This window comes from uncultured Cyclobacterium sp. (assembly GCF_963977555.1).
Taxonomy (GTDB): Bacteria; Bacteroidota; Bacteroidia; order Cytophagales; family Cyclobacteriaceae; genus Cyclobacterium.
Window position 1 is genome coordinate 60987 of the sequence record NZ_CAXBPD010000026.1, and the last position, 16961, is coordinate 77947.

Below are 16961 nucleotides of genomic sequence, written 5' to 3' on the forward strand. Positions count from 1 at the left end.
GTGCTATTGTTATATTTTAAAATTGTATTGAACCCGATATTTGCAATTGCTTTTTTATCACATAATGTAATTTCTTCCTTAAAAGAACTGGGATTTTCTTATCTAATCTGGAATGAATTAAACAGCATTTAAATTAATCATATTTAAACAAAAGACCTACAATAGACGATTTTAGATCGGTTTGGGCCTTGCTAAATTTGATGAACGGTCTGGACTAAAACCTTAGCCAAAATCAGGTTACCATACAGCTTTTATGTCATGAAGGTATCAAATTCTATGGGGTTGAAACTGATGCGAAAATAAGCTTGGGGCAATCATCATAGCTATAAGAAAAATGCCCGATACATTTTGGTTTTCGCACCTTACAAATGCGTTTTCTCAGGTTAAATTTCTGTTCCTACGACTTATAATTGCATACCTACAGCTTACAATAATCTTCCATAAAATAGCTTGAAAGGTTGAAACTTTGGATTGATAGGGAGTATTACATGGGGCACTTGATCAACTCAACCAAGAACAATTACTCACAAACCATATGTTACACCTTACTCCCCCTATTGATGTAATTGCAAACAATATAGACACAAAAACAACTTTAGCATTCCCAAAGAATTTATAATAATTATTCGAGACAAAATTAAATAGCCCCATTAATTGAATAAAAAAATAATCGCTCTATTCTAGTGTCAAAATTCAATAGTTAAATCAAATTTTCTTACTGTTCTAGTCGATAAACCTGCAGTGTTCGATAATCCTTAACCTTTACAGCAAAATCAATCGGTTGATTATATGGATATTCATTTTGATTGTATTTCTGGTACTCCTGCCGGGAACGGAAAGTAAATAAGGTCATAAAAAATTCTGCCTCTTCGATAGAATCCACAAATACCAGTCTTTCGGCTTCATGTTTTGGAAAGACCATCGTATTGATCCTACCAATAAAATCCAGACTGTAAATCTTAAGAATTTTATCAGGATAGCGTTCCAATAACTTAGATAAACCTTCCTTGTATGACATTCCGTAATAGTCCCTTTCAAAGTTCTTTTCCACATCACCTGCTAGAAAGTTAAAGTATACACTTTGGTGAGGATGGTATCTAATAAGGAAATAAACAGTATTTCCTATGTCCCAAGTCGCCAAGCCCAATAATCCTACAGCAAAGATCTTAACAATTAAGTTAGAACGTTTTCGCCTGTATACATTTATTAGCGCATCGATACCTAATACACCTAAATAGACCAAAAAAGGATAAATAAAATAGAGGTGTCTCCACCCATTGTACAATACCGATCCGAACAAAATCACCGCCAACAGAGGTATTAATGCCGCTCCCAAAGCTACCGTGTCCTGGCCTAACGTGGCATTTGTAAATAATTTTAGCTTGTATGTCCATGCCTTTCGAAACATGACCAACAATCCTGAGCAAATAACCGACAGGATCGCCAAAGGAGTGGTGACACTTATCAAAACGGGAATGTAGTGCCAGGGCAACTCAGTAGATTGAACCATTTCGCCAAGGTAAAGCAATTCAGCGTACCAGCGGAACTGTTTCATGCTGTTGAAAGAATGTATAAAGCCTCCTATCGGTTCTTCCCATAAAACCGGCCAGAGGATAAAGGTAAAAGCCAGGAGGAACAGCAGATAAAAAGTGGTTCTTTTGATGTGTAACATTAATTCTGTTTTGGAACTTCTCTGGAATATCACATGGCATAAGAGGTATCCTAAGGATATTAATGGCCATACAACACCCACAACCCTACTTCCAATAGCCAAGGCACAAGCCAGACCATGTAACACCGGCCCATACTTATCCTTTTTGTCCATAAAACGAGTATGGGTATAAAAAGCAAAAACAAACCAGCAAAGCAATGGGATATCCTTGGGATTGTACATGCTGTTCCCAAAAATCCGCGGACTTAGGACGAGCATTAGCACCCCGGCTAAAGCCAATGGAACAGACTTAAACCTTCGATAAAGGATACCATAAAACACCCATGCGGCTGCCCAGAAAAGCACAAAAACCATAAGGTGCCTTAGCCTGAATATATCCCGGGTGTTGTCAATGCCCAAGGCTAACTCTAGGCCATAGGCCACCATTTGAAAAAGCATGCCGTAGTCCCGGTGGTCATAGTTTGGAAGGTGTTCTACGGTAAGATTTGGTAGGTCTGGATAAAATCCAATGAGCTCATTGACATACTCAAAGGCCACAATGCCATGTTTTCGCTGCACAGGCTCATCCATGCTGAGGCCATAGTCTCCCACCAGTATTGTACCAAATAGTAGGTAGGCCAGAAAAATATACTTTATCCAATTGTTCATGATTTCTTGATTTGAGAGAGAGGTGCTCCTTCCGGAGCAGGAAAAGAACTAAAAGAGAAAGCCAATCCCGGCAATGATGAAACTACCAAGGTAGAGAAGAAGAGAAAGGTAAAAGCCACCGCCAGACTTTCTTCAATTACCAAAAAATGGTACCCGTAAAGAAAAACCAATTCTCTGGCACCTACACCTCCAATGGTAAAAGGCAAGACTGCCACCACCGAAGAAACCATAAACAGGATCAGGTAATCCAAATAGCCTCCCTGAATGCCCAGTGCCATTAGGATAAAATAAGCACAGATCAGTTGACCTATTTGTACCCAAAAGGAAAGAAATATGGTGGGCCAAAAAACAGGCATAAATTGCTTAAAGGCGATTCTTTTCAGTAACCAATAGGTAGGAAGGATCAAAAGAAGCCCTGACAAGGCAAGGGGTTTTAAATAGGGTATCTCAGGCAAATCTTCTCTTAGCAAAATTAGTCCAAAGGTAAGCAGGGCAAGCATTGTCAGTCCACTTACCCGATCAAGTAGTGTAGACAATATTAGGGGTTTTGTTCGCCCCCTTTCTTGATCTTGAAGTAAAAACACCTTGTAGGCGTCTCCTCCAACACTCCCAGGTAAAAACAGGTTATAAAACATGCCAATATAATAAAGTACAAGATTGTAGCGATTGGTTAGGTAAACACCTATTACTTTATAGAAACGGTTGAGTCGAAACGCAGCAACAATTTTGGATCCATTAAATGCTAAAAGCGCTAAAAGCAAGTAACCCTGGTGGGCGGAAAAGAAAGCTTGAAAAATGGATGTAGGATCTACCATACGAAAGACAAAATAAAGGGCAATTCCAGAGAGCAGAAATTTTAAGCACCATTTGATTATATCTTTCTTTTTGGGTTTATTCACATGGTTAACTAAATAATAAAAATGTTAAAATCCAACAAAATTAGTAAAGAACTACAGCTTATCTTCATTTTATTATTGACAATGTCCCAAAGTTGCAGTTCTGATTATATTCAATACCCACAATTTAAAGGAGGCAACCTTAACTTGTCCTATCAAAATAGTGAACATATTCTACTGCTTTTACCAAAAAGCAATTATAATGCTGATACTTTAGCAGCACTGCTTATTGTATATGATCGAGCTTACGAACTGGCTTCAGAGGTATCTGGGAGAGAACCAGACCCATCTCCAATGGGAATGGATAAACTACCATTAGCAATAGTACCTTCCACCTGTGGATCAGGTTGTGGAAGGCTGGGCAGGAAGGGCATAGAGATAACTGAGGAGAAATTTGAGCGGATTTACGATCAGTTCGTAAAAGATGGAGTATATGACCACCTGTTTTTTTACGAGTTGGGAAGAAACTTTTGGTTTTATGAGGCTTCCGATGTTAAATTGAAAGAAATGGATGAAATCCGTACCGGATTTGCTGTTTTCCTAAGGGATATGTTATTAAGCGAACTTAAACTCAATGCTGCTCCCATAAACAATAAACCCTATCAAAAATATATGGAAGATAAAAAAGAGCAATGGCGTAAAATGAGCGAAGCGTGGAATCATAATCACCATGATTTAGAAAATCTCAGGAAGAAGCATTTTCCGAAGCCGACTCAATTCTGGTCCATGCTTTGGTGGGAAAGGTACAAAAAATTTGGTATGGGAAGTATACATAAAACGTTACAAACCTTACAACAGCATCCTCCGAAAAGTGAAACCGATTGGTTAAAACGCTTTACCCAAAACAGCAGATAATTAGAAACCTGGCAATTTTAAGGTTTACCAGAAAATTCTTCAGCTTTGATAAGCTGGTCTCAGGACCACAAACACATCTGACACAAAGGACTTCAGTAACAGCCAGCTAACTAATTTCCGGATTTTTAGCAAAAGTAGCTCATTCTTCAAACCTAAAGTTATCTTATGTGCTTAAACAAAGATTATTTTAGGTTTTACTTTGTTATATTTAATAAAATAGTTGCAACTATCATTTTTTTTTTCAATTTAACTGCCGTTTAATTAATGTTTTATATAAACCCAGATTAACATGAAAAAATGGTTGAAAAATTCAAAGAAATTAATGGCGGCTTTTGGCGCAGTAGCTTTTATGCTAGTCGCCGGCTGGCAGTTTGGAATGGGTAGTACGGAAGCACCTTTTTCAGAAAAGGAAGTGGCTTTGGAAAAGGCAGTTGAGGGGAGTGGTAGTGGACAGTGGGTTTGTTGTGCCACAAGATATGAATCTTATTGTACTGATATGGATGGAGATGCCTGCCACAATTACAAAAGAAAAAACGATGTATATACCTGTTCCTAAGTTAAACAAAAAGAAATATTTAATAAAAAGTATCGGCGAATATCGCCGATACTTTTTATTACGACTAAAATTAATTTGTTTCCATAAATATCTATTTTTTTTATTAGTAATTTTGTTCAATGCTTGCAATCCAAAAAAAGATAATCCAAATAAGAAGATTTTCTCTTGGAATACTGTTTCGTCGCTTGAAGAGAAGCTTATTGGTGAAAAATATTTTATTGAGGAATTGAAAATACCTAAAAGACTTCTTTACAAAAGGGGTAAATTGTTAATAAATGAAGCTGCTCCTGGAGAAACTTTTGTTCACGTTTTAGATGGGAATAGTCTTAAATACCTTTTTTCTACAGGTGCGGTGGGTTATGGACCAGGGGAAATGCCCAATGCCTGGAGCATTGAGAGTGGGATTAATGAGAACACCTTTTGGGTATATAGCCTAGAAGGAAAAGTTTTTTCGGAATATAAACTGGAAAAAGTAAATGATTCTAAAGCCCTAACACAAGTTCGTCAAAAAGAAGATTTTTACCTCGCAATGGGCCTCACATGGAGCTCAGATAGCACTTTTATGACTTTTTTGGTTCGTGGTGAGGACAAGTTTGTTGAATTCAGTACCGATGGAACGAGGCTTAAAAGCTATGGGAAGTGGAAAGGTATGGTTCCAGGCAATTTTGAAGACCATGTCATTGCAGATCTTCATCAAGGAAAACTAATGGGGGATCCTAAAACTGGCAAATTTATCAAGGCCAGCATATTTAGAGACCATTTGGAAATCCTGGACAAGAAAAGCGGGCAGATAATTAGAATCGACGGGCCTGAAAATTCCATACCCGAATTTCAAGCAGTCGATGCGGGTGCTGTTGTCACTTCAGACCATCCCTTGGCTTACATGGACGCATTTTTAGGTAAAGAGCATATTTTTGGATTATATTCAGGCAAAACGGACAAAGAAATCATGGAGCAAGGTAGAGGGGAAACGGATCTGCTTGTCTTTGATCATTTAGGAAATGTGAAAGCAGTTTTGAAGCTGGATACACCTATAAGCTCCTTTACGGTAGACGAAAAGGGCCAACGAATCTTTGGGATAACCACAGATAGAGAACCCGGTGTGGTGGTTTTTGACTACAATCTTGAGAAATAGTAGTTGATAAGTAAAAAAATATGAAAATATTATCATTGAGCAAATGAAATCTCATATGAGGAGACTTCGAGTGTAGTATCTCATATTTATTATTTTATATCCTAACGGATACAAACAATTTTAATTAATACCAAACCTTATGGAAATTTCATACCCCATTCTAAAAACACCTAATATTCTTAAAAAAAGATATTTGATAACTTTAACAAAATAGGTGTAATTATAATGTGTTTTTTATTTTAAATACTACTAAATCTATGTTTTACTATAAATTCAAAAAAACTATGAAGGAGTGGCTTAAAAATTCAAAAAAAGGAATGGCAGTCTTTGGGGCTGTAGCCTTTTTGCTGGTGGTTGGCTGGCAGTTTGGTATTAACGGTGTGGAAGAACCGTTTTTTGGGACGCAGCTGGCTATAGAGAAGGCGGTTGAGGGGAGTGGAAGTGGGCAATATATTTGTTGTCCTACATCATATCAAGTATATTGTACAGAAATCGACGGAGACTCATGTCAAAATTACAAAAGAGTAAGTGACACCTATTTCTGTCCTTAAAATGAGCAAAAATCATTGTGCAATTGGAAGTATTGATTGTGAAAATCCATACTTTCTTTTCTGGTCAAGATTTAATCTTATTGCAGTAAAAAGTTTAATTTAAGGTAAAAAAGATAGACAAATAAGTGATTCGGACAAGCTAAACAGGATATTTGCTTTGATTATCAAGGGAATATCGTGAACAATTTTGCATTAGATTATCCACTTACTGAATTCACCGTGGATGAGGAAAATGGTATTATCTATGGACTTACGATCGATCAGGATCCAAATGTTGTTGCTTTTAAAATCCCGGATTAAGCATGTGAATTTAAACAAATTTGATGCTAGGTCAATCCTTGTTGAAAGCGACACCTTACCGTCACTTGCTAGGAGTAGATGGCATCTACTCCTTATTATCAAAAGAAAAGTATATCCGGAAGACCATATGCTAATTGAAAAAACCCTGTTCAACCCGCTCCCTGGTTGAGGAATTCCTGGGCTGGACACCGTCCATGGGTTGCCACCCATGGCTATTGTTGTTGAAGCCCTATAGGCTTCTTTGGTTTCGTTATAATAGACTATTGAAAAACCTAAATCGTTAACTTTAATTATTTCATTAACTCCACTAGGAGTAGATTGCATCTACTCCTTAATTATCAAAGGACATGTATTTCCGGAAGACCATATGCTAATTGAAAAAACCCTGTTCAACCCTCTCAGGGCTTGAGTAATTCCTGGGCTGGACACCGTCCATGGGTTTGCACCCATAGCAATTGTTGTTGAAGCCCTATAAGGCTTCTTTGGTTTCGTTATAATGGACTATTAAAAAACCTAAATCGTTAACTTCAATTATCTCACAAATCCCAGGTCTGAAGGACCTGAACAATAATAACCGTGAGTGGCAACTCACGGAAAAGCTATTACCTACCTTTCCCACAACCCCGGATGGGGTTGAACAGTGTTACGGGAAAGCAAGTTCCCTTTCGCAAATACGCTATGAGGAGATTGCATCTACTTTTTCCATTTCATATAGTGTCGAATAGCTGAGTATAGTTGCAAACTCAGTCCAGGTCAATAAATTGTACCCTACTAGGAGTAGATTGCATCTACTCCTTCCTATCGATTTACTTGCAATCCTTTCTTACATAGTAGATTAAGTCTTGATCGATTTTCTTTTTTCATTTTCACGAAGGCAATAAATTATTGAGGGTATAGGCTATGAGTTGATTGTCGAGGGGCTTTCCGGCCTGATTGAAAATACTGTCTAATTTTAGCTCATAAACATACCCTGGTTTTAGCGCTTCCAAAACCAATTCCACCCTCATATGATCAGCAGATATGGTGATGTCTTTTATGGCCACGAATTGTAAATCTCTTTGCGTAGACTTATCTACCGGCTCATCAAACGGCTTTTTCTGGTAGGCATAGTAATACCGACGCAGCTGGTAATTTTTAATGGCCAAAGCGCCTTCCGGGTTTACCGCTTGGGTGAAGGTTAATTCGAAACCATTTTTAGTCAGCGACATTTTGGCGATATCCATGGGCGGGTTGCCGGTGGATGAAATCTTTTGAATGCCCTGATCACCTCTCCAGCCATGTTCAATTTGCCCTACCCATAAACTCCCATCCGGCCCAAAAGCCAGCCGGTTGTTGCCAACGCTCAATCCTTGTCCATCAACAAATGGAATACAAGCCCCTTGAAATTCTCCAGAAACTTCCTCAAGCATTACCCGGAAAATCCGGTCCCTATTCATTTCTCCAATCAGAAATTGCCCTTCAAAATCTTTGAACTGCTCGTTGTTTTTAATAAATAAGGGTTGAGTGGGGGAATTGGCTATTATTCCATGAGGAAACAATACGGACGCCTTGGTACGAAGGCTGTCCAATGTTGAAATCGGAAGGGAGAATGGGTCTGCATCTTTCCACTCTTCTTGCCACACGAGGCTTGCAGGATGTCCAAAGAACCGGTCTTTTTTCACATGGTACAGCGTGCTCGTCTCTACCCAATCGCTTTGGTTATCGGTAACAAACAAGTTACCCGAATCATCAAAACCCAGTCCATTCGGAGATCTGAAACCGGAAGCAAAAGGGATAACCTTACCATCCGGCTGAATTTTCAAAACCCAACCTCGGTAAGGAACAACTGAATACATTTGTCTTTTTCCGTCTTCCCCATCTCTGCCATTCAAGCGCAGCTCACCCCGTACATTGTCTCTAATGCCTCCACCGGATGAAGCGGTATTTAAAGCAATGTAAAAATTACCTTCACTGTCCCTGACTGGCCCATAATTGAATTCGTGGTAGTTGCCCGATATCCCGAAATCATCTGTTATTTTTTCATACACATCGGCTTTACCATCCTTGTCCGTATCCGTAATCCGGGTCAATTCCGGTCTTTGCAAAACCACAATTTCACTGTCATTGATTACCACTAATCCCAATGGTTCGTGCAGGCCTTTGGCAAACAAAGACCATTCCTTGGTCTTTGGATCATATACCATGACCTCCCCTCGGGTAAAACAAGCGATCAACCGACCGTCTGACAAAAAATCAAGCCCACCCGTTTCTGCCAATAAACCATCGGGAACAGGGATAGTAGCTACCTGATAAGAGGCGCCAGCTCCTTTTGGTTTGGGTTTACAGCCTGAAACGAGTCCAAAACCCATTAACAATACGAATAAAATATGCTTCACTTTTGTCATCATTGCTCCGATTTAGTAACGGTAATGGTAAATTCTTTTGCTTCATCAGGACTCAGTTTCAAAGCGCCTTCCTCTATTTCACCCTTACTAAATGCATACTCCACTTGCCCATCAGCATTGAATAGAAACCAGACAGGTTCTTTTGCATCGCTTATCCTTATTGTTCTGATCAAACCTGAACCTTCTTTGTTAGGATGAATAATTTCGTGAACCTCCACTCCTGAAAGCAGATAGTGAAACTCAGGGTAGCCATCGATCAATTTGTACCTCAAAAATTCAGGACTTGGAATGTTTTCTCTACTACCAATCCGTATAGGTAATTCAATTTTCTCCCGATAAAATATTTCTCCAAGCACTTTTGCGTAGGCATTTTTATGCCCATGCCATAGGTCAGTATTGTCCAGAAATTCTCCTTGCCAGGCAAACTGCAACTGGCATAACTCAGCATCCCAAGCATAAGACAATTGATTGGGAAGGTGGACGGCTATACTGGCAAGGCTGGATCCTTCGATAAAAACCCGATATAGGTAAGGAGGCACATTTTCGTAAGGATGCAATTTGGGATGATGGTGCATGGCAGCACTTTCCGAATCCTGCAAATTCTTATTTTCAGTTCTTCGCAATGGCGGGATGTTTTCATCGTTTTCTAGTGCTGGCATTATACCGTTTTCAGTCACATACATGTACCCATACATGATAAAGCCATGACCTGGATAAGTACATACATAAGGATAAATACCGGGTTCCTCGGGCGCTTTAAACTGTATGGTCTTGCTCTCGCCCGAATAAATTACAGGAATGGACCATAGTACCGAAGGACTATTTGGAATAAAATTCATTTCAGGTCCTTTTTCTGCCAATTGCTGCGCAGCATTGACTACCACTTCTCTTGAGTTTGGCATGGTAATAAGCATATTATGGGGCATGTCCTCATCACTATTGGTCACCGTGAGCATGACTTCCGCCCCGGGTGCAACAGAGAACCTGACCTTGTCAAATTGAAGACCGGGAATTGCCTTTATTTCAATGGAAGTGATTTTCTTGCCATCACCCTGTGCCAGAAGTGCTGAATGCATCAGCAGGGCAAAAAAGAGAATCAACGCTGTACTGTATTTTAAAACCATAGCCAATTGTATCAATTAATAATCTTTAAAAGGACCTCTTGGTGCTGCATTTCCCATCTCCTCTTTCCATTCTGAAAATTTTCGGGTAAGCTCTACTAGTTTCTCCGGGTTCTCTAATGACAAATCATTTTGTTCCCCAATGTCATGTTTCAGGTCAAACAATCCATTCCCTTTTGCGGACTGTACCCATTTCCAATCCCCAACTCTGGCTGCCTGATCACCTCTAAAATCCCAGAACATTTCTTTCCTTCCAACTTCCACTTTTCCTCGAAGTACCGGCAACATGTCAAAGCCATCATAAATAACCTCTTCCGGTAGTTCTAGGCCTGCCGCTGCCACCATCATGGGAAACAATTCCAAAGAAGTCAAAAAAGCCTCATTTGTTTGCCCGGCTTCAATTTTACCCGGCCATTTAACCAAACAAGGCACTCTTATTCCTCCTTCAAAAAACTGGGCCTTCCCTCCTCTTAGAGGATAATTATCTGCAAGCGACATTCCACCATTGTCAGACAAAAATATCACTAGTGTATTTTCCTCTTGCCCCAATTCCTTTATTCGTTCCATTATATTCCCGATGGACTGATCCATTTGGGTAACAGCAGCCTTGTAGGCCCTTTGCTTTTCACCTCTTTTTGTATTTGATTCAGGGTACATTTTCAGGTATTTTTCTGTCGCCTGAACCGTGCCTTTAATTTCCGGGTCTAAATTAGAAGCGCTGTGAGGCGCATTGAAAGCTAGGGTCAGAAAGAAGGGTTTTCCTTCACTTTCATTGATAAATTCCAATGCTTCCCTTTCAAAAAGGTCTGTTGTGTAAGTGCCTTTGTCTGCTATGGATAAATAATTGCCATCGATCATGGATGGACTCCCATAGCGTTCATGAGTAAAATAATCAATCCCTGTATTGGCAAAACCATAATACTTGTCATAGCCCTGTTGCATGGGCAAATACCGCTTCAATTGGCCTAAATCCCACTTCCCTACATAGCCGTTGGTATAGCCTCCTTTTTTCAATACTTCTGAAATAAAGATTTCTCTAAGGTCTGTGCCTAAAATTCGTTCAGGGGAAACGCTGTATTCATACTCAGTATACCGGTGCCCATAATTGACCATATTGTTTCGGAAGAGTTCAAAAGTGCCATTCCTTTGGGGATACCTTCCGGTAAGCAAGCCACTTCTGGAAGGGGTACAGGCAGAACTTGTGACATAAAAATTGGTAAGCCTAACCCCTTCCGCTGCCAATTGGTCCAGATAAGGGGTAAGAATATCCTTGTTCCCAAAAGATCCCAAATCATGATAACCTTGATCGTCTGATATGATCAATAGGATATTGGGCTTTTGCTGTTGGCCAAACACCTGCGTTCCAACCAAAAACAATAAAAAAAAGAGCAAGCTTTTAAGTCTCATAATCATGTCAAATTTTTCACAAATAGGTTACTTACACCGTAATGTTAATGCCTTTTGATGCAAAAATTGATTTTGCAATTTTCCGGTAGTTTGCACCGAATACCTTCATGCGTTCTTTCTGGGAAAGGGAGGCATCAAGGACTTTAGCCATTTCCGTAGAAAAAGAGCGACTTGGGCCATGTCCACCCCAAACGATTCGGTCAACACCTACTATATCTACTGCATAATCCACAGAACCTGAATGCGGATCTGCACCGCTAAATTCAAACAAAACATTTTCGTAAGGCCTGATGGCTCTCGCTGCCAACTCCCAATCTCCACCTGCATGTCCACAAATCAAGGGCACATCAGGGAATCGTTTGGCTAGGGTCGCTACATCCATAGGGGTAGACTCTCCATCAAGGTTTCCTCCTCCGGGCCATCTAGGCTCTCCACCTACTTTAATCCAGGTATGGATATAAATCACAGCTCCTAATTCTGCTGCATAGCGAATGATCTTATCATTCTGGTCTGCATCACAAGTCACTCCCAATTTGTTTCCCCCTACGTACTTGATGCCTACACAAGGCCCGTTGGCAATCCACTTTTTCATTTTCGCTAAACTCTCATCCGGAAAACCAGGGTCTATGGGGACAATTCCGGAAATCCATTCCGGATCATTGTTCAAGATTTCTAGTTGGGCCGCATCATGCGGCTTAGGATCCAGAGGGTCACTAAGGGTGCCCCCTATATCCACAGAAATGATACGTTCAACACCCATTCTTTTTACGTAAAACAGCATTTCCTGGTGTTGTTTTATGGGCTCAGTTCCTGTCAAAAAGCCATGATAATGGGTGTCCCAAATTCTAAATGCTTTTAATTCTTCTAAATCAGGAAGTCCGTATAAATGGGGGTCTATGGCAAAATTGTTCATAATGAATTGATTAAAGTAATTGGAGTGTCCATTAAACTAAAGAGAAGAATTCATGAAATTATTGGCATTCCCCTGCAAAATCCCATTGGCCTGCTCAGCCGTTAATGGTGATTCCATCAATTTCAGAAAGCTTGCTTCTACAGGGAAATAAGGAACGTGAGAACCAAAAAATACCCGCTCTGCTGCCAGCGGAATACCCTTCTTCCCATTCCACGGATTGCCTTCAATCAACCTTCCTACTGCTCCAGCACCTTCTATCCTGGAGGTGTCAAAAACGACATTGGTCTCCTTAATGAATCGCTCTAAGAGGTTTCCGGTAACTTTATGCGTCCAGTAAAGCATTTGAATTTTTACCTTGGGGTATTTTTTAATAATGTCCACCAATGGATTCATGTCAGCTCCTCTGGTAAGGACGATCGGATGGTGATTTCTACTGTCATCCATGTCTCCCACAATTTGCAAGATCATTTTCCTTTTTTCTACCTGAGCTACCAATTTCTCAAAATCCGGATGGCTTGGATCAAAGGTTTGGTAAATGGGGTGAATCCTAACGCCCGGCATCTTGTACACCTCATGGCAACGCCTCAGGTCTTCTTCCCAATCCGGCCAAGCCAAGTTTACTGTACCAAATGGGATTAACATTCCCTTTCCTTTTTGTTGGCATTCTTTGGCCAATCGTTCATTGACGCCATTGATATCTTTGTGAAAAAGTGCCTCAAAGCTTCCTGCCCAAGCTTTCTCTACCCTGTGTTTGCTTAGCTTTGCTAGCAAAGCATCGGTCTCACCGTATTTCAGTTTTCTAAATGGCCAATCAAACAAATTGACATTGGTATCGATGACACCCGGATTTCCTGCAAACACACCGTATCTACTCTTGCACTCTTCTTTTGGTGAATTTGAAGGTATGGTAATTGGCAGTGAGGCTGCGGCAGTGGCCTTTAAAGTAGTGCTAAAAAAGCTGCGGCGGTTTACTTTTTTCATAGTATTGTTATTGTGGCTTCCAATGGTGGTTAAAGTTTCTCAGCTGGTTTAAATTTTACTTAAACTGTCTCTGTTTTCGTATACTTTCGTAATTCCGGCAATTATCTCGTCCATTTCCTGACGCGTGCCTAATAGCATTCCGGAACCCCAAAAAGAGATGAGCGTTTCGAAACATATCTTATCACAATTTGGTAAATCCAACGAATTGGTATATTCTTCCCTTCTTTCTTTTGTATACATGGTCTGGTATTCATCCAAGCTCAAAACATGTTGGATCCAAGGCTCCTTGTGCAATCCATTTTTAATATAGGAACCCATGGGAATCCCTTCAGCATTTAGGGCCTTTAAGAACAGACTTCTGTCAGCACCGTTAAAATGTTCTTTATTGTAGGACATTGCAAAGTGATAATAGGAACTGCTTTCGGTTCCGGGGTACTTTTTCTGTGGGGTCAAACCAGGAATACCTGCCAACTGAGCAATCAGGTATTCTGCATTTTCATTCCGCTTCAAAAACCTTTCTTTGGCACCCGGCAACTGTCCCATAAGAATGGCTCCTTCAAATTCATTCATCCGGTATTTTGGGCCAATGGTCTCATTCCTGCCTTTTCTGGAAGCCCCTCTGTTCTGAACCGTATAACATTGTTCCATCAATGCCTGATCGTCTCCTACCACAGCTCCACCTTCTCCGCAGGCAATGGCTTTACTTGCTTGAAAACTAAAGCAGCCCAAATCTCCTATGGTACCTATGGCTTTCCCTTGATAGCGGGCAAAAGGTGCTTGACAAGAATCTTCTATGACTTTCAAACCATGTTTTCTTGCCAATTCCATGATACGCTCCATATTCGCAGGTACGCCCATGATATGGACCGGCATAATGGCTTTTGTATTCTTATTGATTTTTTTGGCTACTTCCTCAGGATCCAATTGGAAGGAAGTAAGGTCAAGGTCTACCATCACAGGTAAAGCCCTACTGGTCAAAATAGAAGAGATAGTCCCCATGTCCGTATAAGGAGATGTAATCACCTCATCACCGGGACCTATACCAAGGGCTTCTACACATGTACTTAAGGCCTGGGTACCGGACCCTGTACCTACACTGTACCCAACCCCAATCTGCTTGGCAAATTCCTTCTCAAAAGTAGGCACATTACCGGTAGCAGATTGTATCCTGCTCCAAATACCACTTCGCGTTGTTTTGACAATTTCATCCACCATTTGATCATCGACATAAGGCCATGCTGGCCCTATTCTGCCTTTTTCTCTTATGGCATTGCCTCCTAGAATAGCCAGCTTTTCATTGATTTGGATCAATACATTGCCTAGACTCGGCAAAACAGGTGTGGTGGCTATGGCCAATGAACCGGTAGAAAGACCAGCCATGAATTTTCTCCTACTGTATGCTTTATTCATCGGTTATTTAGCATTTATTGTTTTAAGAATAATTTCCTGAATGGACATTGGCCATGAAAAGCATAGACCAATTGATCGTTCTTTATAAGTTCAACATGCTTTGTGCATTTCTCCACCTCAGCAAATCTTTGGTACTTTGGCTAGCTTCTTTTTCGCGTAAAGATTCAATACGCAACATTCCTGTCAGGTAATCCAGTATTGGGGCATGTGTCCCAAAAGCAAATTTATCTGCCCCATAGAATTCCAGTGCCTGTGCCATATTGGCCAGGGATCGACCAGAGGTATCCATGAGCAGCTTACTTTTCATAATGAACTCAAAGTCGTCATTTTTGAGCTGATAACCATTAGCCAGGTTTAATATAAAGTATTTGGCATCCGGTACTTCCTTTATTATAGGCAATAAATCCACTAATCCTTGCTCTGGCTTATCTGTTCCTGCCACCTGATCTAAATCCATCCAGGATTTTTGGCGACTATCGACCATTCTCACGGTAAGCCCAACAACCAAGTCATGGTCTCGGGCCATTTTTACCAATTCAAGGCATGCGGAATCCGTCAATTGATAATCATGGTATTGGGGATAAATGCGTATGCCTTTAATTCCGGCTTTCACACATTTATCAAAATCACTTTTCCATCCGGGATAGACGGGATTGATAATGGCAAATGGAATAATTCTTTCTTTATAAGTTTTATTGGAATTGAGTTCAGCAAACAATTCCTCATTGGCTGCTTGACAATTTTTATAGAAAATCCCACTCATATTGGCGACTACAGCCTTGTCAACACCAAACTGATTCATTTTTTTCAGCAGTGCTTCACAAGTAGAATATGCCATCTGCTTGTAAGGCCAGTTGCCCACATAGGCATTGATATCAATTAACACCAAAGCCTCCTTTCTTCAGCAATGCATTGTAGTTGTCGAAAAACAGTTTTCTTTTCTGTCTTTCATTGAGGTTGGAAGCCAGTACTTTTCCTATGCTTTGGTAGTAACTGTTGTCCGTTCCGAAAAAAAGCCTGTCCTCACCCAAATACTTAAGGGCAAAGTCTATCATGTTTTCTTCGTTATTGCTACCTCCTGTGTCTACATATATATTGGGTGTATTTTCAAAGGTTTTACACATGCATTCCCAATCTCCTCCACCTCCGATATGTGCAAATTGGAAATTGGCATCGGGGAATTTCTTTGCAGCAACTACAAAATCTTCCGGTGTAGAAGTGCTAGGCAACTTTTCAGCATCATACTTCATTCGGTAGCCACCTACTCCCAGCTGACACTCTCCATGCATAAAAACAATCATTTTTAAGGCCGATAGCTTTTCAATAATAGGTTCATACAAGGGGTCACTGATCTTTACCTGATTGTACAAACGGGTACCCACCAAACCATTGTCTACACAGCGGTTGATTTCATCAATTGCCTCCTTTTTATAAATAGGGTTAATCGTAAACTCCCCAACCAACCGATCGGGATAGGCTTTTACTCCTTTAATCACTGTATCATTAATCCTTCTGAACTCTTCCGGTGTAGCTTTAATAGGCAATATAGGCATGCCAACAAACAGCTTTTCAATAGATAGCCTGTCTGCAAAATCAATTTGAGCCTTTAGCTGATCCGGTGTCATATTAGAGGTGGCATAGGCATCTATTTTCCTGTACTTATTCACCTCTTTCATCAAATCAAAGTCATTTTCTCCAGATGCTCTCGTTCTGAAATCAACAGATGGAACACCCATCATCAAACCAAAAATGGAAACAGTTCCACTAAGTGAAAATTCTCTTCTTGTCATGCCCATGACCTATTGTTTTTGTTAAGAAATTGACTTACAATAGAATAGATATCCTAACTCAAAGTCCGTTTTATAACTGAACCCTTTTCATGTAATAGCATTTCCTGATTTCTCACCAGGGGAATATTACAATCTCCAAACAGCAACAATATATCTGATTTTTCCGCTGAAGCGGATCATCAGGTAATAGATTATCTATTGCCTATTTTGTGTTCAATCTATCGCTATTCGAATTGATATGAATCATCGAATTAAGCTTATTATTTGCTCCTATACCATCAGCCCCATCCTTTAGATTTGATAAATGTTAATATTCTAAGATTACTGTTTTATACATTGAGA

The 16961-nt window shown here is 40.2% G+C and carries 15 protein-coding genes; 5 read left to right on the forward strand and 10 right to left on the reverse strand.

Features of this window, described 5'->3' with window-relative positions:
* Nucleotides 1-715 precede the first annotated feature (715 nt).
* Together AAC073_RS22990 and AAC073_RS22995 are read right to left on the reverse strand one after the other, a co-directional pair.
* A complete protein-coding gene (locus tag AAC073_RS22990) occupies nt 716-2320 on the reverse strand; it encodes a hypothetical protein (RefSeq protein WP_339926172.1) in 1605 nt (534 codons plus the stop codon).
* A complete protein-coding gene (locus AAC073_RS22995; protein WP_339926173.1) occupies nt 2317-3219 on the reverse strand; it encodes a lysylphosphatidylglycerol synthase transmembrane domain-containing protein in 903 nt (300 codons plus the stop codon). Before AAC073_RS22995 ends, AAC073_RS22990 begins: the two co-directional genes overlap by 4 nt.
* A 21-nt stretch (nt 3220-3240) precedes the next feature.
* Between AAC073_RS22995 and AAC073_RS23000 the strand changes: the two genes are divergently transcribed.
* The 5 genes from AAC073_RS23000 (at nt 3241) to AAC073_RS23020 (ending at nt 6613) form a co-directional block, all read left to right on the forward strand.
* Nucleotides 3241-4071 (forward strand): hypothetical protein, encoded by an 831-nt coding sequence (locus AAC073_RS23000; RefSeq protein WP_339926174.1) that lies wholly within the window; start codon nt 3241-3243, stop codon nt 4069-4071.
* 289 nt (nt 4072-4360) lie between these two features.
* A complete protein-coding gene (locus AAC073_RS23005) occupies nt 4361-4627 on the forward strand; it encodes a hypothetical protein (RefSeq protein ID WP_339926175.1) in 267 nt (88 codons plus the stop codon).
* 112 nt (nt 4628-4739) lie between these two features.
* A complete protein-coding gene (locus AAC073_RS23010) occupies nt 4740-5762 on the forward strand; it encodes a BF3164 family lipoprotein (protein WP_339926176.1) in 1023 nt (340 codons plus the stop codon).
* 284 nt (nt 5763-6046) lie between these two features.
* Nucleotides 6047-6313, forward strand: coding sequence for a hypothetical protein (locus AAC073_RS23015; RefSeq protein ID WP_339926177.1), 267 nt, complete (start codon nt 6047-6049; stop codon nt 6311-6313).
* Nucleotides 6314-6490: 177 nt separating this feature from the next.
* The gene (locus AAC073_RS23020) at nt 6491-6613 is read left to right on the forward strand and encodes a hypothetical protein (protein WP_339926178.1); all 123 of its coding nucleotides are present in this window, start codon (nt 6491-6493) and stop codon (nt 6611-6613) included.
* Nucleotides 6614-7479: 866 nt separating this feature from the next.
* Here the strand turns inward: AAC073_RS23020 and AAC073_RS23025 are convergent.
* The 8 genes from AAC073_RS23025 to AAC073_RS23060 all read right to left on the reverse strand — a co-directional run bounded on the left by AAC073_RS23025 (nt 7480) and on the right by AAC073_RS23060 (nt 16619).
* Nucleotides 7480-9000, reverse strand: coding sequence for a hypothetical protein (locus tag AAC073_RS23025; protein ID WP_339926179.1), 1521 nt, complete (start codon nt 8998-9000; stop codon nt 7480-7482).
* The gene (locus tag AAC073_RS23030; protein ID WP_339926180.1) at nt 8997-10136 is read right to left on the reverse strand and encodes a hypothetical protein; all 1140 of its coding nucleotides are present in this window, start codon (nt 10134-10136) and stop codon (nt 8997-8999) included. The genes AAC073_RS23025 and AAC073_RS23030 overlap by 4 nt, the downstream gene beginning before the upstream one ends.
* Nucleotides 10137-11525: a sulfatase-like hydrolase/transferase gene (locus tag AAC073_RS23035; protein ID WP_339926181.1), complete on the reverse strand. Its 1389-nt coding sequence runs from the start codon at nt 11523-11525 to the stop codon at nt 10137-10139.
* 31 nt (nt 11526-11556) lie between these two features.
* A complete protein-coding gene (locus AAC073_RS23040; protein ID WP_339926182.1) occupies nt 11557-12438 on the reverse strand; it encodes an amidohydrolase family protein in 882 nt (293 codons plus the stop codon).
* A gap of 36 nt (nt 12439-12474) precedes the next feature.
* Nucleotides 12475-13419, reverse strand: coding sequence for an amidohydrolase family protein (locus AAC073_RS23045; protein ID WP_339926183.1), 945 nt, complete (start codon nt 13417-13419; stop codon nt 12475-12477).
* Between the two features lie 48 nt (nt 13420-13467).
* Nucleotides 13468-14829 carry a DegT/DnrJ/EryC1/StrS family aminotransferase gene (locus tag AAC073_RS23050; protein ID WP_339926184.1) on the reverse strand — a complete coding sequence of 454 codons (1362 nt, stop codon included), beginning with the start codon at nt 14827-14829 and terminating at the stop codon, nt 13468-13470.
* 82 nt (nt 14830-14911) lie between these two features.
* Complete coding sequence (locus tag AAC073_RS23055; protein ID WP_339926185.1) at nt 14912-15715, reverse strand: amidohydrolase; 804 nt, start codon at nt 15713-15715, stop codon at nt 14912-14914.
* Nucleotides 15705-16619 carry an amidohydrolase family protein gene (locus AAC073_RS23060; RefSeq protein ID WP_339926186.1) on the reverse strand — a complete coding sequence of 305 codons (915 nt, stop codon included), beginning with the start codon at nt 16617-16619 and terminating at the stop codon, nt 15705-15707. The genes AAC073_RS23055 and AAC073_RS23060 overlap by 11 nt, the downstream gene beginning before the upstream one ends.
* Nucleotides 16620-16961 lie beyond the last annotated feature (342 nt).